The organism is Ponticoccus litoralis (assembly GCF_039769985.1).
GTDB lineage: Bacteria > Pseudomonadota > Alphaproteobacteria > Rhodobacterales > Rhodobacteraceae > Ponticoccus > Ponticoccus litoralis.
The window spans coordinates 48,502-68,979 of the sequence record NZ_JBDNCH010000004.1; the positions used below are offsets into that span (position 1 = coordinate 48,502).

The window sequence follows — 20,478 nt, forward strand, 5'->3', positions numbered from 1 at the left end:
ATGGGGATGTCCGGCCTCAGATCCGGGCAAGGTCCAGGATCCTTTGTGTTGTCTGCACCCTGCCGCATGCAAAGCGCAGCCTGTCTGTCAGACGCGTTCGGCTCCAGTCGATTGTATCGGTGCCGCCCGGGCTCCGCAGGATCGGCAGGGCAGCCATGACGTCCCAGGTCGCGTCGCCGAGGGCGACATAGGCGTCGGTTTCTCCGCGGGCCACATCGACAATCGACATGCTGGACGAACCCGAACAGCGGATCGTGACCCCCATGTCGTCCCAGAGGCAGCGCAGGATGTCCAGGCGCGCCTCCGTCGCCATCTGCGGGTGAAAGCCCACGCCGATGCTGCCGCGTCCCGGTATCGGTGGGGTCAGCGCCGGCAGGGGGGCGCCGTTCAGGTGGGCGGGGACCGCTCCGCCACCCGAAAGGGTTGTCCGGCGAACCGGCGCATGAATCACGCCGAAGGCGGGCCGGTCGGCTTCGTAAAGCCCGATGGAAACGGCCCAGTCGGCGCCGCCCCTGACGAAGTTGAAAGTGCCGTCGATCGGATCCAGAACCCAGGTGCGCCCGGACGTGCCAGCGACTGACGTGCCTTCCTCGCCGTAGATCGCATCGTCGGGGCAGAGCTGCTGCAGGCGCCGCCGCAGCAGGGCCTCGACCTCGCGGTCGGCACGGGTGACCAGATCCAGGTGGCCCTTCTCCTCGACCGAAGCCCGGTTGGCGATGCTGAAATGGGTGAGGGCCAGGTTGCCGGCCTCTTGGGCAAGCGCCTCGAGAGGGGCGACAAGGCTGGCCAGCGATTGAGGGGCGCGCGGCGCATGGGGATCTTTCCGTGGCTTGGGATGCGCCAGGGGGCGCAGCCTGGGGAGGTCAGTGGATCAGGTCGCCCCGGGCGTCGAAGCAAAGGACTTTCTGCGCCGGGAAGGACAACCACTGCACGCCGCCGTCCCGGGCCTGCGCGGCTTCGTCCATCAGGTAGGTGACCTTGCCAAGCGAACTGGAAAGGAAGCCGAAGCTGCGATCGCCCAGGTTCTCGCGGATCACGAGGCGGCTGTCGTGCAGCGGCACGGCGGCCTCGCCTGGCGTGGAGGTCAGCGCGCAGTACTCGGGGCGGATGCCGATTTGCGCCGGTGGGCGGGACAGGGCGCGGGGCAGGGTGATGCGGCTGCCGCCCAGGGTAAGGATGGACGTTCCGGCATCGCCCGCCACGGCCTGCACGTCGAAGAAATTCATCTTCGGCGTGCCGATGAAGCCCGCGACAAAGGTGTTGGCGGGTGCATTGTACAGCGCGTCCGGGCCGCCGACCTGCTCGATCCGCCCCTTGCGAAGCACGACGATGCTGTCGGCAAGGGTCATCGCTTCGGTCTGGTCGTGGGTCACGTAGACGGCGGTGCGCTTCATTTCGCGCTGGAGCTCCGCGATCTCCAGCCGCAGCCTGACGCGCAGTTCCAGGTCAAGGTTCGACAGTGGCTCGTCGTAAAGCAGAACCTCGGGGCGGCGGATCATCGCCCGGCCCATGGCGACACGCTGGCGCTGGCCGCCGGAGAGTTGCCGGGGATAGCGGTCCAGCAGATCGGTCAGTTCCAGGAAACGGGCGGTTTCGGCGACGCGCTTCTCGATCTCGCGCCGGGGGGTGCGGGCCATGCGCAGGGGGTAGGCCATGTTGGCGCGCACCGTCTTGTGCGGATAGAGCGCGTAGCTTTGAAAGACCATGGCGCAGCCGCGCTCGGCCGGAGAGACGTCGTTGACCAGGCGGCCGCCGATGCGGATCTCGCCAGCCGAGGCGCTTTCGAGCCCGGCGATCATGCGCAGCAGGGTGGACTTGCCGCAGCCCGAGGGGCCAAGCAGCACGGTGAAATGGCCCTCGGGGATCGTCAGGTCGAGGCCGGGAATGACGTCGGTCTGATCGAAGGTCTTGCGGATCTGGGTCAGCTGGATCTCAGACATGGGCGGCTCCGGTTGCAAGGTCCGCGCGGGCGACGGTCAGGCCGCAGTCGCGGACGAAACCGGTGGCCCAGGCGACGTCGTCGCAGACGATCATGTCGACAAGGCCGCCCTGCAGGATCGTGGCAAGGCGGGCGTGGTAGTCATCGCCGTAGGCGCGGCGGCGGGCGAAGTGGTCGGGGCGGGGCAGGTAGTGGCTGACGGCAACACCGGCCTCGTGCAGGGCGCGAGCGATATCGGGCGCGAATTGCGGGTAATCGGTGTTCATCACGTCCATCGCCGCCGAGCGCGCGGCGCCTGCGGGGTCGGCGAGCCGGTGATAGTTGATGCCCATGCTGCGCAATTCCGGGGCAATTGCCTTCATCTCGCGCAGGGTCACGTAGTCGAAGGAGCTGATCAGCACCGCGCCCGCCATGTCGGCGGCGCGGATCGAAGCGGCCACCTGTTCCAGGTAGGCCGTGTCGGCGAACCGGTCCTTCACCTCGACGATCATGCCAAGGCCAAGGGTGCGGCAATGGGCCAGGATATCCTCGAAAAGCGCGATCGGCTGCCCCTCGATCGGCAACCCGTGACGGCTGCGGGTCCGGGACCGGGCGACCTCGGCATAGGGCAGGTGAGAGATCAGCCCGGTCCCGGTAGAGGCGTCGTCGAGGATGTCGTCGTGAAACACGACGAGGCGCCTGTCCGCGGTCATGCGCAGGTCGATCTCGCACATCGAAGCGCCGTGCGCGGCGGCAAGGTCAAGGGCGGGGCGGGTGTTCTCGTGACCGTCCACGATATGGCCGCGATGACCGCAGACCAGGACGGCACCGTGGCGGGAGGGGAGAAGATCAAGCATTGTCGTATCCTTGGGGGAGGGCGCGGGCCCGCTTCGGCGGTTCTATTTCAGGCCGCTTCGCGCGAGGCTTGCGATGAATTGCTTCTGCAGAAGGAGGAAGATCAGGATCATCGGCAGGGCCGCCATGACACCCGCGGCCATGACCACGTTCCAGTCGGTGATGAACTCTCCGCGCAGCAGCGCGAGGCCGGGGCCGAGGGTGAACTTGTCTGCCGAACGGTTGACGACGATGGGCCAGAGCAGCTCTTTCCACTCTGCCAGGACCGACAGGATGGCGAGAGAGATGATGCCGCTTCGGGCCACCGGCACCACGATCGTCGCCAGGATGCGCCAGTGTTCCGCGCCGTCCATGCGGGCGGCCTCGATCAGCTCTCGCGGGACGCCGCGGAAGAACTGGTAGAGCAGGAAGACGCCGAAGACGTCGAAGACATTGGGAATGACAAGCGCGGCCAGCGTGTCGGTCAGGCGCAGCGACGCGATGATCGAGAAGTTGGGTATGATGAAGATGTCGCCCGGCACCATCAGCAGCGCCAGCACCATGACGAGGATGGCGCGCGACCCGGGCACTTTGATCACCGCCAGGGCGTAGGCGGCCATCGAGCAGATGACCAGGGTGATCGCCGCCCGGGCCAGCGACACCAGGATCGTGTTCCAAAGCATGGTGCCGAAGGGGATCCGGGCCAGGACCTCGCGGGCGCCGTCCAGCGTGACGGGGGCGGGCAGCACCGCGGGCGGCACCAGCAGGGTCTGCCCGGTGGTCATCAGCCCGGTTGCAACCATCCAGGCGAAGGGGATGAGAATGACAAGCGCGGCGATCAGGACCAGCGCGTAGGTCCACCATGTGACGCGGTATTGAAGGTCCATCAGCCGTCCTCCCCGTAGTGAACCAGGCGCCGTTGCAGGCGCAGCAGAACAAGAGACACGAGCAGGATCACCAGCAGGATGAACAGCGCGATGGCGGCGGCATAGCCGCGTTCACCCATGGCGACGAAGCCGGTGTAGAAATAGTAGTAGACCAAGGTGAACCCGTGGTTCAGCGACATGGACTGATCGACCGGGGGCAGCAGCACGTAGACCACGTCGAACAGCTTCAGCGTGCCGATGGTGGTGGTGATCAGCACGAAGAACAGCGACGGGCTGAGCATCGGCAGGGTGATCCCGAAGAACCGTCTCAGGGCGCTGGCGCCGTCGAGGATCGCGGCTTCGTAGAGGTCGGGCGAGATGTCCTGCATCCCGGCATAGAGGATGATCGTGGGCACGCTGAAGGACAGGTAGACGACCAGCAGCGAGACCAGCGTGGTGACGCCCACAGAGCTGCCCAGCCAGCTGACGGGGTCGCCGCCCATGGCCTGGATCGCGGCGTTGACGATGCCGTATTGCGTCTGGAACATCCAGGAAAACACCAGGATCACCGCCGTCGGCAGGCAGACGGCGGGCAGGAAGACCACGGCGCGGAAAAGACCTTCGCCCTTGAAGCGGTGCTGCATCAGCCAGGCCAGACCCATCGACAGGATCATCACCCCCGGAACGGAGATGGCCGCGAACTTCAGCGTATTGCCCAGCGACATCCACAGCTGATCGTCGCCGGCCAGCTTTGCGTAATTGTCGAGCCCGGTGAATGTCTAGCGGCCAAAGGCCCCGGCCTGCCGGAAAGAGAGCCACAGGTTGTAGCCCAGGCCGTAGAACCGGAAGAGCGCGATGCCCACAAGGAAGGGCAGCAGCAGCAGGTAGCCTGTCAGCGCGTCCCGGCGGGCAAGGGAGCGCCATGCCATGGCACGGCGCCCGCTCTGCTCCACGCGGCGCGATTGGCCTGCGCGCGTCAGCATTACTTCAGCGCCTCGTCGAGCACCTTGTCGATCTGTGCGGCGGCCTCTTCGGCCGAGATCTCTCCGGCGTAGAAGCCCGACATGATGGCGGTATTGATGCGCGGCTGGCCCGCGATGACAGCCGGATAGGCGGTGGTGGTGCGCGGGTAGGGCTGCTGTGCGGCCAGCGCGTCCTCCAGGCCTGCCAGCGGCTTGTTCGCGGCCACGAAGGCCTGCAGCGCCCCGGGGTCGCTGTTGGCGGGCAGGCCCGCGCCGCCTTCGGCGTGCAGCACGGCGCCGTCGTCGGAGGTCAGGAACTTGATCAGCTCCCGGGCCGCGTCCTTGTGACGGGAATTGGCGTTCATCATGTAGGACAGCCCGTTGGTGTCGCTGGCCCATTTGCCGTCAACCGCCGGCAGGTGCAGCACATGGAAGGTGCCTTCGGGCACATCGGCCCGCGACAGCAGGCTGAGGTTCCAGGACGGCACCTCCGCCATGGCGATGGTGCCCGAGATCAGCGCGTTGACCGAGTTCAGGTCCGCGCTGTCGGCGACCTTGGTGATCAGGCCGCGATCTTGCAGGTCCTTCATCATCCCCAGCGCCCGGATGCCTTCGGGGCTGTCCATGGTGCCCTGCTGGCCATCGACGGCCTTGCCGCCCATGGACTGCATGAGGCTGACGATCCCGTTGTTCCAGTTGTAGTAGATGTAAAGCGGCATCACCGCGCCCTCGGACCGGGCCTTGACCTGCTCGCCGATGCGCAGCATGTCGTCCCAGGTCCAGTCGGCCGAGGGAGGCTGGATGCCCAGGTCGCTGAAGACGCGCGCGTTGTAGGCCACGGTCCAGGCGTCGAAGTCCTTCGGTATGCCGTACTGCGTGCCACCGAAATTGTAGAGCGCGGTGATCGTAGGGTTGTACCCGTCCGGGGACAGGCCATCGCGTTCGATATAGGCGTCAAGCGGTTCGATCACGCCACCGTCCACGTAGTAGGATGCGCGCGAGCTTTGCCACATCACATCGGGGCCTGCGCCCGCGCCGAGCGCCGCATCGAGACGCGAGTAGAACTGATCGCGCGGGGCCTGCTCGACGGTCACGTCGATGTCGGGATGGGTTTCTTCGAAGGCTTCGACAGCCTTCTGGACACCGTCCAGCTGTGCCGGATCCCAGATCATCAGGCTGAGGTCGGTCCCCGCCATGGCTGTGGAGGACATCAGGTTTGCGGGCACGACAATGGCCGCGCCCAGAAGGGCGTTCTTGAGGTTTGCCTTGAGCATTTTGGTTCTCCCGGAATTGCTCAGTGGTTCAAGGGGGTAGGGACGAGGCTCACCGCGCGGGGGCGATGATGAACTTGCTTCGCAGGGGCGGCGGTGCCGCCGCGATCACCTCTGCGGCGCCATCGTCGGTGACGACGGCCTCCATGGCGGCAATCGGGGCGACGACCGAGAAGCTGGGTTTGAAGAACTTGGAGTGATCGGCAACGACGATGACCTGCCCGGCCATCTCGATCATCACCTTCTGCACGGCGGCATTTGCGGGCGATCCGGTGAAGATCACGCCGCGCTCCAGGTCGACTGAGGCGGCATTCAGGATCAGCTTGTCGACGCGGAACTGCCGGATGAAGTGTTCGGCCATGGGCCCGCGATAAGAGCGGTTGATGGCGGCATATTCCCCGCCCACCGCATAGACCGGGTTGCGGTCATTGCCGGTCAGTTCCGCAAGGATGTCCGCCCCGTTGGAAAGGAAGGTCAGCCCATTGCGCAGCGACAGCTTGCGCGCCACTTCCAGCGCGGTGGTGCCCGCGTCGAGCATGACCGTATCACCGTCCTGCACCATCGCCGCGGCGGTCTCGGCGATGCGCGTCTTTTCCTTCAGGTTCGACACCGCGCGATCGGCATATCCGGGGTCCAGGGCCACCTGCGAGACGCTCACGGCGCCGCCATGGGTGCGGCGCAACTGGCCCGCGCCTTCCAGCTCTGCCAGATCGCGCCGGATGGTCGCGACCGAGACGCCCAGTCGCTCGGTCAGGGTGCGCACGTCGACAAAGCGCTTCTCCCGGAGAAGCTCCAGTATTTCGGTCTGACGGCTTTCGGTTACCTGAAGCATCGCGGCCCTGAGTGTCACGTTTGATCTGTTTCGTTCATAACGATCGATATCGCTCACAGACAAGTGAAGCTTTTATGACCCTCGCGGCAGATGGCACTTGCAGGGCGCAGGGGGCATGGCTCTGGTGCTTGCGCCCTGAAGCGTGGGTCTTGACCGAAAAGCGCCCAATAAGGCCCGAACGCAGGGGGGCGAAGTCTGCAAGGGACACGGCGGCGGAACCGAACACGCGCCGGCTGTGTCCGAGGCATCGTCGGCACTTTGGCCGGGCGAAGCTGTAAACTGGCGCTCCTGCACTGGGGCTCCGAACAGGCTTGCGGCAGTGCCGCGAGACGCAGGCCTGGCGGGCCGAAGCGCCCGTCGCGACCGGCCGGCGGTTCGCCAAGCCGGCTTCTCTGCGCTGCGGCTTCCTTAACCCGGTCACCTGGGTCGCGTGCAGCATGGTTGGGCGGCACAAGGTCAGCGTGGCGGACGGAGCTGCCGGTCACCCTGATAGCCTGAGAAGATCCAGAACCTTAGGATGAAGCGCCGGGGATGCGCTGGCGATGATCGCGCCACTTGACGCCAGAGACAGCGGCTGTCCATTCCAATCGGTGATCACGCCTCCGGCCTCCTGAACTACCGGGCACAGCGCGCAAATATCGTATGCATCCAGATCGTCGCCATTTAGGCAAACATCAATCAGTCCTCGGGTAAGCGCACCATAGGCCGCAGCGCCTCCATCGAAGACGCGCACACGCCCAGCTGAGCGCAGGTTGTCGTACCCTTCAGAGCTAGCGCCCCGGAAGCTGTCAGGGTTGGCGAGGCTGATCACGGCTTCGGCTATATCCGAGCACGCACTGCTGCGGACAGCGCGTCCTGCAAACATAGTGCCTTTACCTTCGGCTGCGACATAACGAGCCCCCGGCATTGGCAAATCTATGATTCCGAGCACGGGCTCCCCGTCACGGCACAGGCTGATCAACGAAGCAAAGTTCAACAACCCCGTCCCGAACTGGCGGGTTCCGTCGATTGGATCAAGCACCCATGTGAAAGCACTACTTCCGGTTTCTGAACCATACTCCTCACCCAGAATGCCATGGGAGGGGAACTGCTGCCTGATCTTTTCTCGCCAAAGCGCCTCGATAGTCAGGTCGGCTTTTGTCAATGAAGACCCGTCCGGCTTGTAGGTCACATCCAGATCACCGCTCCATGCTTTGGCAGCAAGGTCGAACGCGGAATCCGCGAGGTTTAGCGCCGCTGCCATTAGTTTTTCAGAATCGCCCATGGTGCCCCGGTGGTTGAAAAATCTGCATACCTTCAAGAAATAACGGCGGAATGACAAATAAGGGCTCAGAGCGGTCATGCCGCGGCGCGGCAGGCTGGCCGTCGGGTGCGCTGGGACTGGCGCGCCATGACCGGTCCGCAGGGGGCCTTCGCCGCCTCTTCAAAAGGCGCGGCGCAGTTTTGCCGAACCGGCCATCCGTGACGCTCGTTCCATCTCGGACATGGCGAAAAGCCAGCCGCCGGGCGTCCCGGGGTATCTTCGCCGTTAGGGCTGCCAATGGGCCACGTCACAGGGTTGATCGTGATGTGGTCCGGGTCTGAGTGGTGGGGCGTTGGGCAAGCGCGCCGGATGACCGCGCGGCGCCACGCGACCCTGTGACAGGCGTTTCGACCGGTCATCTGCAAAACCTGTATTCAACGGGCGCGCCCTGTTGCGACAGGTGACCGCTCCTTTCAATCCGCGGGACATCTGTCAGTATGCAGAAGATTGGTAAGAAACATGTGCCCGGGACCATCCGGCCGGCACAGGGAGAACGACATTTGAATACGCGCCCAGACTTTCCGGCCACGCCCGCCAGGACACAATCGAGGGAGGGCGCGAGACCTGCGCTTCTCACCCTGGCTGGCGGTGCCCTGCTCGTGGCGGGCCTGCTCGCCGGAACGCCGCCCGCAACGGCAGATACAGACGGCCCGCTGCCCGAACTTGTCCTGCCCGAGGCGACGACCCCTCCGCCGATGGCCGTTCTCTTGCCCGTCCCGGACGAGCGGATCATGGCGGCGCTCTCGACGCTGGACGATCTGGGACAGGATGTCCTGACGCGCACGGGGATCCCCGGGCTGGCCATTGCCGTCGTTCATGACGGACGCACAGTCTACGCCCGTGGCTTTGGAAAACGTGCTGTTGACGGTTCCGAGAGCGTCGATGCCGACACGGTCTTCCTGCTGGCCTCGCTGTCAAAACCGGTGGGGGCCACCGTGGTCGCAACCCGGTGGGTGCCGGACGGGTGCATTGGGACAGCCCGGTGCGGGAGTTCCTGCCCTCTTTCGATCTGGGCGATCCCCGGATCAGCGATCACGTCACAATCGGTGACCTTTACGCGCATCGCTCCGGCCTGCCGGATCATGCCGGGGACGACCTGGAGGATATCGGGTTCGACCGCAGCACAGTGCTGGAGCGGCTTGCGCTGCTGCCGAAAGGCCCGTTTCGGGTGAGCTATGCCTATACCAACTTCGGAATTACCGCTGCCGCCGAAGCCGTGGCGGCAGCAGCAGGTACGGATTGGGCCAGCCTGTCGGAGGCCGCGCTTTATGCGCCGCTTGGCATGAGCTCTACCAGCTCGACACACGCCGACTACATGGCGCGGGACAACCGGGCCGCAAGCCATGTCGCCGCCGAGGACGGATATGCGGTCGCGGACCTGCGCCAGCCCGACGCCCAAAGCCCGGCGGGCGGTGTCAGCTCCAGCGCGCGGGATATGGCGCGCTGGATGGCGATGGTCCTTGGGCGCGGCATGGTGGACGGGGAGCGCGTGATCTCGGAGGACGGGCTTGTGCCCGCGCTCACCGCGCAGACGACCCGAGGATCGCAGATGGGTGTCTCTGCGCGACCGGGCGCCTACGGGTTCGGCTTCGGTGTCGATACGCGGCTGTCCGGACGCGTCATACTAAGCCACTCCGGTGCCTTCTCGCTTGGGGCATCGACCAGGGTTGCGATGATCCCCGACCTTGATCTTGGCATTGTCGTGTTGACCAATGCGCCCCCCACCGGTGCGGCGGAAGGCATTGCCGCCAGTTTCCTTGACCGGGCGGAACTCGGGGCGGACAGCCGCGACTGGCTGTCAGCCTACGCCCCGGTCATGGTCCCGCTTACGGCGCCGGTCGGGCATCTGGCGGGCGCAGAGCCACCGGCTGACCCGGCCCCGGCGGGTCCGGTCGAAAACTATGTCGGCACCTATGACAACGGGTATTTCGGCCCGGTCTCGGTTGCGGCGGTCGACGGTTCGCTGGTCCTGAGGCTGGGGCCTGAAGGCCGGGAACTGCCCATGCGGCATTGGGATGGCGATACATTCGTGGTCCATCCCGTGACCGAGAACCAGCCCGCCGGTTCGGTTTCGCTGGTCGAGTTTCTGGAAACCTCATCGGACCCGGCAATGGCCCTGCGCATCGAGCACCTGAACGACGATAAGCTTGGCGTCTTTCGGCGTATGGACTGACGCCTTGGGCCAAGACCGTGCGGCAGGCAGGGACAGGACCCGTTCTGTCTTAAGGCCGAAAGTGCCCTGTTGCCGCGCGTACGATTGCGGAAAGGAAGGCTTTTTGCGCAGCGGTCGTGACGGGTCGCAACGCTCCGCCGGTCCCTGAGCGCCTGCTGGCAGGCGCGGTCGAGCGCGAGGCCTCCATCCCGCTTGTCCCGCCGGGCAAGCGGGTCTCGGGAATGCATGGCTGGCGGCGGTGCGCACCGCTTCGAATCTTTCGGAACATGCCCCTGAACCCAGAGTTGGGCTTGCCCGTTGCGCTGGTGATGGACGGGTCGCGCCGGGTCACGATGCCAAAGGGCAGTTGCGCCGTCATTGTCCGGCCCCGGCCCGGATGGAGGTCAATCATGCCGCGCGCATTGTCGCCAATGGCGATCAATTCCGAGGGGCCGAATTCGGGATCCCCCGCAATGACCGCTTCAAGAACGGCGGCAGGCCGATCCGGGTCGCAGTTCCAGAATTGGCCGCCAGAGAATGCGCCCCATCCGAATTCCTGCCAGAACGCCAAAAGCCTGTCGGGCAGTCTTGCCTTGCCATTTGGACAGCGCGGTTTCCGATGGATATGACACATCGGATACCGGGCCATATTTCCTTATGGTGCCACCTATCCTCGCTTGCTCTGTTGGCGCAGCCATGGATGCCCTTCTTTTGGATGTGTCGGGGCACCCTGCGCAGGCGGATCGCTGTACGGTCAGACTAGTACGGAGGGACAGGTGCTGCGTTGGCCCGGCTTCAGAGAGCCCGCCGGGCGTTCACTTGATCAACCGCCGGCAGCAGCTTTTGCGACTGTCGCGGCGCCAGCGGCAACCGCACCGATGACTGCTACCTTGCCGGCAGTCTTGGCGGTGGTGTTGGTGGTGTCGGCAACCTTGTCAGCGGTGCCGCAGGCAGAGATCAATGCAGTAAGCGCCACTGCGAAGACAATCTTCATAGTCTTTTCTTCTCATGAAGTTAGTGTTTCTACTCAAGCTCGAAAGCCTGCACCTCTGTGCATCATTCCCGGACACAAGCAAGACGATAGAGGGCAGAATATGCCGCCATCTTCCGCGTTGTGTCATCAAAGCAGGTGATTTTGCCGGGGCGCAGCATTGTCCCGGGGGCGGTGAACCGACGGTCCGGCCTGCCATGTTCAACAGGCGGCAAATGGGGGGCTTGGTGACTTGATCGTGAAACCCTGCTATGCTGCGACGGAATGGCGCAGAATTTCGGTGGCTCGATGAAGTTTTTCGAAAGTCTACTCGGCATTGCAGTCGTAGGTTTGCTTTGCGGGGCGATGCCTCGCGCGGTCGATGCGGCCTCTCCTTTCTGGGTCCGCGACGCGCAGGTCTCGCCAGATGGGGCCACCGTCGCCTTCACCTACCGCGGCCAGATCTGGATCGTCCCAAGCGAGGGCGGCGATGCCCTGCCGCTGACGGAGCGCCAATTCCGAAGCACCGCGCCCGTCTGGTCACCGGACAGCAGCCGGATTGCCTTCGCCTCGGACCGGTTCAATGTCTCGGATGTCTTCGTCATGCCGGTCGAGGGTGGCGAGATCACGCGGCTGACGCATCATTCGGCGGCGGATACGCCGCTTGCCTTTTCGGCGGACGGGCGAGAGGTCTTTTTCCGGGCGGCGCGGCAGGGGGGCCCGAGGCGGATTATCTCGACGGGCTGGGTCAGCCGGTGGGCGTGCTCATGAAGGTGGCCGTGGACGGCGGTCGGGAAAGGATGGTGCTGCCGCTGCCGATGGCGCAGGCCGACCTGAGCCCGGACGGGCGCACACTGGCCTATGTCGAGCGCAAGACGGTCGAGACCCCCTGGCGCAAGGGCGAGATGTCGGACAGCACGCCGGATATCTGGCTCTACGATCTCGAGAGCGGCAGCCACGACAAGCTGACAACCTATCGCGGCGTCGACCGCAGCCCGGCCTTCGCGCCGGACGGGCAAAGCCTGTACTGGACCACCGAGATGCCGCAGGCCGGTATCGAGGATCCCAACGCCGCGCCGGGCACCTTCAACATCTGGCGCGGGCCGCTGGATGGCGGTGCGCCGGAACAGGTGACGTCGCATGACACCCTGCCGGTGCGCTTCGCCTCGGTCGCGGAAGACGGCACGCTGGTCTACACCTGGGACACGCAGCTCTGGCGGCTGGACCCCGGCGCGCAAGAGCCGGTGCCGGTGCCGGTCAACATCCGTCAGGGCACGCTCTACACCGGCGAGGTCTTCATCGATCTGGCCGGTCAGGTCTCCGAGGCTGTCGCCTCGCCCGACGGGTCCGAGATCGCGCTGATCGCCCGCGGCGAGGTCTTCGTCGCCTCGCCCGCGACGGGGGAGGTTCGCCGCATCACCGACACGCCGCAGGCAGAGCATTCGGTAAGCTACGCGCCGGACGGCAAGCGGCTGCTCTATGCCGCCGAGCGTGCGGGCGACTGGGACATCTACGAAACCGGGTTCGGCGAGGCGGACACGGGCTTTCTGACGGCGGTGACGCTGACCGAACGGCGCGTGATCGACACGCAAAGCGACGCCCTGCAACCGGCCTATGCGCCCGACGGCCAGCGCATCGCCTACCGCGACGACCGCAACGCGATCCGCATCTTCGACCCGGGCGCCGGGACCAGCACGGAGATCCTGCCCGACAGCGCCAGCTATTTCTACACCGTCGACCAGTTCGATTTCGAATGGTCCCCGGATGGAAAGCATATCCTGACGACGACCGGCTTCATCTCGACCAATACCGAGATCGAGATGATCGAAACCACGGGTGCGCACCGTCGCCAGAACCTCAGTGACAGCGGTTTTGGCGACGGCGGGGCAGGGTTCAGCCCCGACGGCAGCGTGGTCTTCTGGCAGAGCGACCGTTTCTCGCAACGCAACCTGTCCTCGGAAGCCGCGATGGTCGACATTATGGCGACATGGCTCACGGCGGAGGGGTATCTCGCCCGCGACCTGGGCGAGGCAACGGCGGCAGAGGAGGGGGCGGAGCCGGACTTCGACGGCGTGCCCTACCGCACGTCGCGCATCACGGGCCGCCCCGTCCTGCCGATCCTGACCCGCATGACCGCCGACAACAGCGGGCTGTTGCTGGTCACGCTGCAGATCACATCCGGCACGATCGAGGCCGAGTTGATCGACCTTGCCACCGGTCGGTACCGCGACAGGTCTTTGCCAAGCCCGTCGCGGGCATCGAGCAGATCATCGCGAACAAGGACGCCTCGACGCTCTTCCTGATCAAGGCCGGGTCCATCGAGACGGTGCAGGTTGCCGGCGGCGCCAGTACCCAGACGCCGTTTCAATTGCGCGCCAGCTTCGATCCGGTCGCCGAGATGCGGTACATCTTCGACCACCACTGGCGCTTTGTGCAGTCGAAGTTCTACGATGCCGCGCTGCATGGCGTCGACTGGACGGCGATGCGCGACGCCTATGCGAAATACCTGCCGCACCTCACCCATTGGGAAGACTTCGTCACCCTGATGAACGAGCTCCGGGGAGAACTGAACGCCTCCCACATGGGCGCGCGCTTCGATCACGACAACCCCGGCTGGGACAGCACCGCAGAGCTTGGGCTCTACTACGACACGGCCCATGCGGGCGCGGGTGTGAAGATCGCAGCCACGCTGCCCGGCGGACCGGCGGCACTGGCACGCGGGCCGCTTGGCGCGGGCGCCGTGATCCTCGCGGTGGACGGGGTGGAAATCGGCCCCGAGCAGGACATCCATCCGCTGCTGAACCGCATGGCGGGGCGCAAGCTGCGCCTGACCGTCGCCCCGGCGGATGGCGGGGCCGCTGTCGACGTCACCCTGCGCGCAGCCGCTGCGGGCAGCGACGGAGAGCTGGCCTACCACGCCTGGGTCGAGACGCGACGGGCCATGGTGCTGGACCTCTCGGGCGGGCGGCTGGGGTATACCCATGTGCGGCGCATGATGGATGACTCTTACCGGCAGGTCTATTCCGACCTGATGGGGCGCGACCGTGACAAGGAGGGCGCCATCGTCGACACCCGCTTCAACTTCGGCGGCAACCTGCACGACCAGCTGAGCGCCTTTCTCACCGGCACGCGCCATTCGGGGCTGGTGACGCGCAATGGCGTCGATCTGGGAACGACGCCCTATCTTCGCTGGGCCAAGCCGAGCGCGCTGTTGATGAACACCTGGAACTACTCGGATGCCTCGGTTTTCCCCTACTACTACATGCGCGAGGGTATGGGCCCTGCGGTCGGCGACCGCGTGCCCGGCACAGGGACTGCGGTACTGCGCCCCGACCAGCTTGAGAAGCGGGTCGTTCTCGGAGTGCCCCAGCTGGGCTTCCGGACGGTCGAGGGAGATTTCTTCGAGAACCGGGAGATTGTCCCGGACGAGGTTGTCCATACGTCGCCCGAAGCGATGCTGAGCGGTCGCGACCCCCAGCTCGAGGCAGCGGTGGCTGCACTGTTGCGGGCATTGGGTGAGTGAGGCCCCATGGGTGGGGGACAGGACAAGAGTGGCAAAAGCCCTGCGGCGGCTTGCATGGGGCCTGATGGTGACCCGGGCGGGCTTTCTGCCGTCGTCGCGGACGGCCTAGCAGGGGGTTGTGCGGGACGTCGCCAGCGATCTGCCGCCGCAGGCCGCCGACATGCCGCGCGAGCGCTGACGGATCGATGGGCCGCTGCACCTGCCGGAATTGCAGGAAGCACCGGGTGCGGAAGATGATCTGGGCAAACCCCCGTGGCGCCGACCGATGGCACCGGCGGCACCGGTGCCACAATTCGCGACCTTGGGGAAATGCCTGTCAGGGCCGACGATACTTCTCGATGAAGGGATCGATCGCGAGCGTCCTGATGTCGGGCAGCGCCTTTTTGTAGGCGTCGTGTGACCAATCCCAGACCGCGATCTCCTGCAGGGCGTCGGCCTGGGCGGGGGTGAACCGGCGGCGTATCTCGCGCGCGGGCACGCCGCCGACGATGCTGTAGGGGGCTACGTCGCGGGTGACCACGGCGCCGGCGCCGACGACGGCCCCGGTGCCGATGGTGACACCCGCCGTGACCGTCACCCCGTGGCCGATCCAGACATCATGGCCGATGGTCACCCGGTTGGCCTGCCGCCAGGCAAAGAAGGCGTCGTCGTCGTCTCCCAGCCCGTAGGCCTCTGCCCGGTAGACCGAGTGATGCTGCACGGCCCGCCAGGTCGGATGGTTGCCCGGGTTCAGGCGGGTGGCATTGGCGATGGAACACATCTTGCCTATGTCGGTCCAGATCACGTGGCAGTCGCGGGTGATGTAGGACCAGTCGCCCATGCTGCTTTCGCGCATCTGGGTGCCGCCGCCGACTTCGGTCCATTGGCCAAGAGAGCAGTCGGTGACCTGGGCTTCGGGATGGATCGTGGGGGCTTCGGAAAGGCGCTTCATCGGCTGGCTCCTTCTGTGCGGTTGAGCCGGATTTCGGCGGTCAGGGGGACGCGTGTGCCCTGCGACAGGCACAGGGGCTCGATCAACGCCTTGACGTCGGTCAGGCCCAGGTCGGGAAAGCCAAGGCCCATGCCGTGAAAGCAGGCGGCGCGGAAGCCCGGCTTCGGGTTCAGGCCGGGGCGAATGACGCGCGTGCCCATTTTCAGGTGATGCGCGATGTCCCATTCAAGGTCCTGCCCGTCGATGCGGGTGACGACCCAGCAATGGCCGTCGTCGCAGGAGCCGTTCTTTTCCTGTGGGAAAAAGAAGCCCGTAATGTAGCCGGCAGCGATCCCGGCAGCGCGGAGCGCCGCGAGGAAATAGGTGTTGATATCGACGCAGGAACCCACCGCCATGCCGCAGCCCAGAGCGGGAATTTCCTCCAGCCCGTCGGTGAAGCGATGCTCTGGATGGCCATAGGTGAAACGCCGGGCCGTCGCGCAGGCGATGGCCTCGGCACGGTCGAGGGGTAGAGGCCGGGCGCGATCTGGTCGACCTCGTCAAGCAGGGCCTGCGCGGCACGGGTGTGGCGCGAGGGATGGGCCGTGAACACCGCATCGTCGTAGCGCCCCGGCTGCTCGCCGAAGTCCCAGCGCACCTCTATCTCATCGCTTTCAAGCCGGATGTGGCGCACCCGTTGGCCGGTGCTGGCCTCGCGCAGTATGCGCGCGGGGCCGCCGGTGGTTCTCACCGCGTCGATACGGGCTTGCGGTGTGTCGAGCCCCATGGGGATCAGCAGATCGGTGGCGCCGGCGGGCCGCTGCGCGCGCCAGAGGACGGCAAAGCTCATTTCGCCAGTTCCGATTTGCCGATCAGCCGCGCCCGGATCAGACCCGAAAGCCAGTCGATCAGGTAGACCATGGCGATGATCAGGAAGATGATCGACCAGGCCTCGTCCCACTTGTAGGCCGCTATGCGGTCCGACAGCAGAAAGCCGATGCCGCCCGCGCCGACAATGCCGAGGATGGTCCCCGAGCGCACGTTGGATTCGAAGTTGTACAAAAGGATTGACAGGATCACCGGGTTCACCTGCGGCGCGATGCCAAAGCGGATCTGTTGCAGGCGTGTTCCGCCAGAAGCCTTGACCCCCTCGATGGGCTTGTCCGACGTGTTTTCCAGCGCCTCGGAGAAGAGTTTCGCGAAGGTGCCGATCTCGGAGACGGCGATGGCGAGGATGCCGGGCAGGGGGCCAAGGCCGAAGGCGCGGATGAAGATCAGGGCAAGGATCAGCGTCTCGAAGGCGCGGATCAGGTCGAAACCGCGCCGCGCTCCGTGACGCAGCCATGTCAGGCGGTTGATGGTCCTGGCCCCGAGGAATGACAGCGGATAGGCAAAGATTGCCCCCAGCAGCGTGCCGAGGAAGGCAATGGCGAGGGTCTCGCCCAGCCCCTTTGCGATCTCGGAAAACTCGGCCCAGCTGGTCCAGACATGCGGTGGGAACATGAAGGAAAAGACCCGGCCAAGGCGGCCCAGCCCTTCCCAGATACGCGCCGGGCTGATGTTGAAGTCGACAAGGCACCAGCCGAAGAGCCCGATGAACAGGGTCCAGAGGAGCGCGCGCCGAAGCCGCGTGGCAAGGGGTGCCTGAAAGGCCTCGGGCACGCGGGCGCGGGCAGCGGCGATGCGGTCTGCGGTGATCTGCATGGCGATGTTCCTCAAGCGGCGACGGCTTTGGCCGCGCGGCGGTGGGCGGTGTTCCGGTCGAGGCCGATGATGCGGTGGCGCAGCTTTTCCGATCCGTAATCGATCACCATCACGGTGACGAAGACGATGAGGAACAGCGCCGAGAGGTCGGTGTATTCCTGGAAGGACATGGCGGTGCGGAACTCTTGGCCCAGCCCGCCCGCGCCGACGTAGCCGATGATCGACGAGGCGCGCACGTTGATCTCGAACCGCAGCAGCGTGTAGCTGACGATGTTGGGCAGCACCTGCGGAACCGCCCCGTAGCGGATCTGGTCGAACCATGTGCCGCCTGCGGCCTTCACGCCTTCCAGCGGCTTCATGTCGATGTTTTCATTCACTTCCGAGTAGAGCTTGCCAAGCGCGCCGGTGGCATGCAGCCCGATCGCCATGACGCCTGCCATGGGGCCGACGCTGAAGCAGAAGACGAAGATCAGCGCCCAGACCAGTTCCGGCACGGTGCGGGTGATTTCCAGGTATCTGCGGGTCAGCCAGAGCACCCAGGCATTGGGCGACAGGTTGCGCGCCGCCGGGAATGACAGAAGAAACCCGCCGATGACGCCCAGCGTCGTCGCCATGAAGGCGATCAGCACGGTTTCCAGCAGCAGTTCCAGCCAGATCTGCCAGCGCCAGAACCAGTTGCCGAGATCCGCGGCAAGGCTGTCCCAGCGCAGCACGGGCAGGGTCTTTTCGATGTATTCGCCAAGGCGTGGCAGGCCCGCCGGGATGATCCAGCGCCAGTCGCGCGATCCGTCCGGCAGGGTGACCTGGGTCACCTTGAAAAAGTCCCCTATCCACGAGGTGACAGCGAAAAGCGCCACGAAGAGCACCGTGCCGACGGCCCAGCCGATGCGGGCGCGCCGGCGTCGTGCGGCGTAGTCTGTTTCGAATTGGTCGATGGCGGTCATGTCGCGTCCCCTTGCAGACAAGGCAAAAGGGGGCAGCCACGCCACCCCCTTCGACAGTCAAAAGGTCAGGAGCCGGAGCGGCGCTGTTGCTTGATCCAGGAGCGCATGTCGACGATCCACTGGTAGCGATCGGCATCGACGCGCTTGAAACCGGTCTCCGGGTTCGGGTCGTCGGCGGTCCAGGAGGAATAAAGCTTGTAGCCCTCGGGGTCGGCGGCGGGGAAGGCCTCGATCGCGGCGGTGACCTCTTCGATCATCTCGGCGGGCAGGTTCTTGCGGAAGGTCCAGGGGCCAGAGGTGATCTCGGGGGATTCCCAGATCTTGCAGATGATGCCCTTGTCGATCATCCCCTTGTCTTCCATGCGCTGGTAAACGCCATCCGCATCGTTGTTCTGGTAGGCGGAGGCGGTGTCGAAGGTGCCGTTCACCACGCCGGTCACGTCGGCCTCATGGCTGCCGCCGAAGGTCACGGTGCCGAAGTGGTTCTCGGGCTCGAACCCTTCGCGGGTGATCATGTTGTAGTAGGGCACCGCATAGCCGGAGGTGCTGTCCGGGTCGGCGAAGGCATGGACCTTGCCCTTGGCATCGGCGAGCGACTTGATGCCGCTGTCGCAGCGCGCCACGACGATCGAGTAGTAGCCCGAAGAGCCGTCCTGCTTCAGGGAGGTCAGCGTCGGCACGACGCCGCCATCGGTCGCGGTGAAGGCCGCAGCATAGGCCGAAGAGCCGAAGCGCGCGACTTCGATCTGGTCGGCAGAGATCGCCTGGATCACGCCGTCGTAGTTGCCGGCGGTGAAGATCTCGACCGCGACGCCAAGCGTCTCTTCGAGATAGACGCGCAGCGGCTCGTTGCGCATCAGGCGATCCTTCTCGTTCTCGCCGGAGAGGATGCCGAACTTGAGGACCTGGTAGTCGTCCTTCCAGCCTTCGGCCAGAGCGGGTGCAGCAATGAGCGCGAGCAGCGCGGTGGTGGTGACGAAACGCATTCTGGGTCTCCCTGTGGTCGCGTTGTCGGGGGGCAGTTGGGTGTCAGGCCTGTTCCATCACGCGGCCCGTGGCCCGCGCGCTGGTCGATGTGACGGCCTCGTTGAACTCGGCAAAGCCGTCGAGCCCGTAGATGTCGCGCACCACGTCATCGGTCAGCTGCGCGGGCGTGCCGTCGAACATGACGCGGCCCAGACGCATGGCGATGATCCGGTCGCAATAGGCGCGGGCGGTATCCAGCGTGTGCAGGTTGACCAGCACGGTCAGCCCGTCTTCGGTGTTGATCTGGCGCAGCCCGTCCATGACGCGCGTGGCGTTGGCGGGGTCGAGCGAGGCGATGGGTTCATCCGCCAGCATGATCCTGGGCCGTTGCAGCAGCGCCTTGGCGATGGCGACGCGCTGCTGCTGGCCGCCGGACAGGGTGCCCGCGCGTTGCAGCGCCTGCGGGACCAGGTCGAAGCGGTCGAGCGCCTCGATGGCCAGCGCGCGTTCCTCGTCGGTGAAGCGCATGGCCATGGAGGACAGAAAGCCATGCTCGGCCAGCCGTCCGATCAGCACGTTGGTCAGCACGTCGAGCCGGTCCACCAGGTTGAACTGCTGAAAGATCATGGCGCAGTCGCGCCGCCATTGCCGCAGCGCGCGGCCCTTCAGCGCGGTCACATCCACAGAGCCGAAGTGGATGGACCCTTCGCTTGGGTCGATCAGCCGGTTCACCAGCCGCAGCATGGTCGATTTTCCCGCGCCAGAGCGTCCGATCACGCCGACGAACTGGCCGGGCTGAATGTCGAGGGAAACATCGTCCACCGCGCGGGTGGTGCCGAACTGGCGGCTGACGCCTTTCAGGCTGAGTGTCGCGGTCATCTCGCAGGCTCCTCTGGTCGAGGTCGAATGTGTGATTCATTCGAATGAATTTATGACCAGAGGTTTAGGAGAGTCGGGTAACAGGCGCACAAACCGGACGTGACGGTTTGTTGACATATCGGCCAGCCACCCTAGGCAACGGTATCAAGCGGCTGTCCGACCGGGGCCAGCGTGCCGTTGGAATAGACCGTGCGGCCCGCGACCATGGTCAGCCCGACGCGATCCTGCGGATCCACCACGATCAGGTCGGCGCGTTTGCCCACTTCCAGGGCGCCGCGATCCGTCAGCCCCAGCGCCCGCGCCGGGTTCACCGTGGCCAGCCGCGCCGCCCCTGCCAGACCCTCGGGATCGGTCCTCGACAGAACCCGGATCGCGGGCAGGATCGCGGTACGGGTGATAGTCCGCCGCGAGGATCGACAGCAGGCCGCGCGCATGGGCCTCCCG

The 20,478-nt window shown here is 65.6% G+C and carries 21 protein-coding genes and 2 pseudogenes; 5 read left to right on the forward strand and 18 right to left on the reverse strand.

Annotated elements, in window-relative coordinates:
* Positions 1–16: 16 nt before the first annotated feature.
* The 9 genes from ABFB10_RS20895 to ABFB10_RS20935 form a co-directional block, all read right to left on the reverse strand.
* Complete coding sequence (locus ABFB10_RS20895; RefSeq protein WP_347168606.1) at positions 17–853, reverse strand: inositol monophosphatase family protein; 837 nt, start codon at positions 851–853, stop codon at positions 17–19.
* 10 nt (positions 854–863) lie between these two features.
* Positions 864–1,940 carry an ABC transporter ATP-binding protein gene (locus ABFB10_RS20900; protein WP_347168177.1) on the reverse strand — a complete coding sequence of 359 codons (1,077 nt, stop codon included), beginning with the start codon at positions 1,938–1,940 and terminating at the stop codon, positions 864–866.
* Positions 1,933–2,775: a glycerophosphodiester phosphodiesterase gene (locus tag ABFB10_RS20905; RefSeq protein WP_347168178.1), complete on the reverse strand. Its 843-nt coding sequence runs from the start codon at positions 2,773–2,775 to the stop codon at positions 1,933–1,935. Before ABFB10_RS20905 ends, ABFB10_RS20900 begins: the two co-directional genes overlap by 8 nt.
* Before the next feature lie 42 nt (positions 2,776–2,817).
* Positions 2,818–3,639 (reverse strand): carbohydrate ABC transporter permease, encoded by an 822-nt coding sequence (locus ABFB10_RS20910; protein ID WP_347168179.1) that lies wholly within the window; start codon positions 3,637–3,639, stop codon positions 2,818–2,820.
* Entirely contained in the window at positions 3,639–4,343 is a 705-nt protein-coding gene (locus ABFB10_RS20915) for a carbohydrate ABC transporter permease (protein WP_347168180.1), read from the reverse strand. Before ABFB10_RS20915 ends, ABFB10_RS20910 begins: the two co-directional genes overlap by 1 nt.
* A gap of 54 nt (positions 4,344–4,397) precedes the next feature.
* Complete coding sequence (locus ABFB10_RS20920; RefSeq protein WP_347168181.1) at positions 4,398–4,547, reverse strand: hypothetical protein; 150 nt, start codon at positions 4,545–4,547, stop codon at positions 4,398–4,400.
* A 53-nt stretch (positions 4,548–4,600) separates the two neighbouring features.
* Complete coding sequence (locus ABFB10_RS20925; RefSeq protein ID WP_347168182.1) at positions 4,601–5,854, reverse strand: ABC transporter substrate-binding protein; 1,254 nt, start codon at positions 5,852–5,854, stop codon at positions 4,601–4,603.
* 49 nt (positions 5,855–5,903) lie between these two features.
* On the reverse strand, positions 5,904–6,701 hold the full coding sequence (locus ABFB10_RS20930) for a DeoR/GlpR family DNA-binding transcription regulator (protein ID WP_347168183.1): 798 nt from the start codon (positions 6,699–6,701) through the stop codon (positions 5,904–5,906).
* A gap of 463 nt (positions 6,702–7,164) precedes the next feature.
* Positions 7,165–8,025 carry an inositol monophosphatase family protein gene (locus tag ABFB10_RS20935; RefSeq protein WP_347168184.1) on the reverse strand — a complete coding sequence of 287 codons (861 nt, stop codon included), beginning with the start codon at positions 8,023–8,025 and terminating at the stop codon, positions 7,165–7,167.
* 692 nt (positions 8,026–8,717) lie between these two features.
* On the opposite strand from ABFB10_RS20935, the pseudogene ABFB10_RS24320 reads away from it, so the two are divergent.
* Both ABFB10_RS24320 and ABFB10_RS20940 read left to right on the forward strand, forming a co-directional pair.
* Positions 8,718–8,921 (forward strand): annotated as a pseudogene (locus tag ABFB10_RS24320) (serine hydrolase); the annotation flags it as partial.
* A 14-nt stretch (positions 8,922–8,935) separates the two neighbouring features.
* Positions 8,936–10,159, forward strand: coding sequence for a serine hydrolase (locus ABFB10_RS20940; protein ID WP_347168185.1), 1,224 nt, complete (start codon positions 8,936–8,938; stop codon positions 10,157–10,159).
* Positions 10,160–10,208: 49 nt separating this feature from the next.
* Here the strand turns inward: ABFB10_RS20940 and ABFB10_RS20945 are convergent, their stop codons facing one another.
* Both ABFB10_RS20945 and ABFB10_RS20950 read right to left on the reverse strand, forming a co-directional pair.
* On the reverse strand, positions 10,209–10,787 hold the full coding sequence (locus ABFB10_RS20945) for a GAD-like domain-containing protein (RefSeq protein WP_347168186.1): 579 nt from the start codon (positions 10,785–10,787) through the stop codon (positions 10,209–10,211).
* Positions 10,788–10,961: 174 nt separating this feature from the next.
* The gene (locus ABFB10_RS20950; RefSeq protein WP_347168187.1) at positions 10,962–11,132 is read right to left on the reverse strand and encodes a hypothetical protein; all 171 of its coding nucleotides are present in this window, start codon (positions 11,130–11,132) and stop codon (positions 10,962–10,964) included.
* 342 nt (positions 11,133–11,474) lie between these two features.
* Between ABFB10_RS20950 and ABFB10_RS20955 the strand changes: the two genes are divergently transcribed.
* From ABFB10_RS20955 to ABFB10_RS20965, 3 genes are read left to right on the forward strand one after another with little or no spacing between them, the layout of a single operon-like run.
* Positions 11,475–11,879 carry a hypothetical protein gene (locus ABFB10_RS20955; RefSeq protein WP_347168188.1) on the forward strand — a complete coding sequence of 135 codons (405 nt, stop codon included), beginning with the start codon at positions 11,475–11,477 and terminating at the stop codon, positions 11,877–11,879.
* Positions 11,876–13,411 (forward strand): hypothetical protein, encoded by a 1,536-nt coding sequence (locus tag ABFB10_RS20960; RefSeq protein ID WP_347168189.1) that lies wholly within the window; start codon positions 11,876–11,878, stop codon positions 13,409–13,411. The genes ABFB10_RS20955 and ABFB10_RS20960 overlap by 4 nt, the downstream gene beginning before the upstream one ends.
* A 23-nt stretch (positions 13,412–13,434) precedes the next feature.
* On the forward strand, positions 13,435–14,631 hold the full coding sequence (locus ABFB10_RS20965) for a S41 family peptidase (RefSeq protein ID WP_347168190.1): 1,197 nt from the start codon (positions 13,435–13,437) through the stop codon (positions 14,629–14,631).
* A 316-nt stretch (positions 14,632–14,947) separates the two neighbouring features.
* Here the strand turns inward: ABFB10_RS20965 and ABFB10_RS20970 are convergent, their stop codons facing one another.
* The 7 genes and pseudogenes from ABFB10_RS20970 to ABFB10_RS21000 all read right to left on the reverse strand — a co-directional run bounded on the left by ABFB10_RS20970 (position 14,948) and on the right by ABFB10_RS21000 (position 20,468).
* A complete protein-coding gene (locus tag ABFB10_RS20970; RefSeq protein WP_347168191.1) occupies positions 14,948–15,562 on the reverse strand; it encodes a DapH/DapD/GlmU-related protein in 615 nt (204 codons plus the stop codon).
* A pseudogene (locus ABFB10_RS20975) lies at positions 15,559–16,059 on the reverse strand (transglutaminase domain-containing protein); the annotation flags it as partial. The gene ABFB10_RS20970 and the pseudogene ABFB10_RS20975, both read right to left, overlap by 4 nt.
* A 328-nt stretch (positions 16,060–16,387) precedes the next feature.
* Entirely contained in the window at positions 16,388–17,245 is an 858-nt protein-coding gene (gene phnE / locus ABFB10_RS20980) for a phosphonate ABC transporter, permease protein PhnE (protein WP_347168192.1), read from the reverse strand.
* Positions 17,246–17,256: 11 nt separating this feature from the next.
* Positions 17,257–18,189 (reverse strand): phosphonate ABC transporter, permease protein PhnE, encoded by a 933-nt coding sequence (gene phnE / locus ABFB10_RS20985; RefSeq protein WP_347168193.1) that lies wholly within the window; start codon positions 18,187–18,189, stop codon positions 17,257–17,259.
* A gap of 65 nt (positions 18,190–18,254) precedes the next feature.
* Positions 18,255–19,175, reverse strand: a complete 921-nt coding sequence (gene phnD, locus ABFB10_RS20990; protein WP_347168194.1) for a phosphate/phosphite/phosphonate ABC transporter substrate-binding protein — start codon at positions 19,173–19,175, stop codon at positions 18,255–18,257.
* Between the two features lie 43 nt (positions 19,176–19,218).
* Positions 19,219–20,034, reverse strand: coding sequence for a phosphonate ABC transporter ATP-binding protein (gene phnC / locus ABFB10_RS20995; protein WP_347168195.1), 816 nt, complete (start codon positions 20,032–20,034; stop codon positions 19,219–19,221).
* Positions 20,035–20,165: 131 nt separating this feature from the next.
* Positions 20,166–20,468 carry an amidohydrolase family protein gene (locus ABFB10_RS21000; protein WP_347168607.1) on the reverse strand — a complete coding sequence of 101 codons (303 nt, stop codon included), beginning with the start codon at positions 20,466–20,468 and terminating at the stop codon, positions 20,166–20,168.
* Positions 20,469–20,478 lie beyond the last annotated feature (10 nt).

What these genes read in the sequence shown, in the direction of transcription:
- ABFB10_RS21000 (WP_347168607.1), bottom strand. Translation starts at nt 20,468, where the DNA reads ATGCGCGCGGCCTGCTGTCGATCCTCGCGGCGGACTATCACCCGTACC.
- phnE (WP_347168193.1), bottom strand. Translation starts at nt 18,189, where the DNA reads ATGACCGCCATCGACCAATTCGAAACAGACTACGCCGCACGACGCCGG.
- ABFB10_RS20910 (WP_347168179.1), bottom strand. Translation starts at nt 3,639, where the DNA reads ATGGACCTTCAATACCGCGTCACATGGTGGACCTACGCGCTGGTCCTG.
- ABFB10_RS20955 (WP_347168188.1), top strand. Translation starts at nt 11,475, where the DNA reads ATGCCTCGCGCGGTCGATGCGGCCTCTCCTTTCTGGGTCCGCGACGCG.
- phnE (WP_347168192.1), bottom strand. Translation starts at nt 17,245, where the DNA reads ATGCAGATCACCGCAGACCGCATCGCCGCTGCCCGCGCCCGCGTGCCC.
- phnD (WP_347168194.1), bottom strand. Translation starts at nt 19,175, where the DNA reads ATGCGTTTCGTCACCACCACCGCGCTGCTCGCGCTCATTGCTGCACCC.
- ABFB10_RS20960 (WP_347168189.1), top strand. Translation starts at nt 11,876, where the DNA reads ATGAAGGTGGCCGTGGACGGCGGTCGGGAAAGGATGGTGCTGCCGCTG.
- ABFB10_RS20905 (WP_347168178.1), bottom strand. Translation starts at nt 2,775, where the DNA reads ATGCTTGATCTTCTCCCCTCCCGCCACGGTGCCGTCCTGGTCTGCGGT.
- ABFB10_RS20950 (WP_347168187.1), bottom strand. Translation starts at nt 11,132, where the DNA reads ATGAAGATTGTCTTCGCAGTGGCGCTTACTGCATTGATCTCTGCCTGC.
- phnC (WP_347168195.1), bottom strand. Translation starts at nt 20,034, where the DNA reads ATGACCGCGACACTCAGCCTGAAAGGCGTCAGCCGCCAGTTCGGCACC.
- ABFB10_RS20920 (WP_347168181.1), bottom strand. Translation starts at nt 4,547, where the DNA reads ATGGCATGGCGCTCCCTTGCCCGCCGGGACGCGCTGACAGGCTACCTG.
- ABFB10_RS20945 (WP_347168186.1), bottom strand. Translation starts at nt 10,787, where the DNA reads ATGGCCCGGTATCCGATGTGTCATATCCATCGGAAACCGCGCTGTCCA.
- ABFB10_RS20935 (WP_347168184.1), bottom strand. Translation starts at nt 8,025, where the DNA reads ATGACCGCTCTGAGCCCTTATTTGTCATTCCGCCGTTATTTCTTGAAG.
- ABFB10_RS20970 (WP_347168191.1), bottom strand. Translation starts at nt 15,562, where the DNA reads ATGAAGCGCCTTTCCGAAGCCCCCACGATCCATCCCGAAGCCCAGGTC.
- ABFB10_RS20925 (WP_347168182.1), bottom strand. Translation starts at nt 5,854, where the DNA reads ATGCTCAAGGCAAACCTCAAGAACGCCCTTCTGGGCGCGGCCATTGTC.
- ABFB10_RS20915 (WP_347168180.1), bottom strand. Translation starts at nt 4,343, where the DNA reads ATGTCGCTGGGCAATACGCTGAAGTTCGCGGCCATCTCCGTTCCGGGG.
- ABFB10_RS20900 (WP_347168177.1), bottom strand. Translation starts at nt 1,940, where the DNA reads ATGTCTGAGATCCAGCTGACCCAGATCCGCAAGACCTTCGATCAGACC.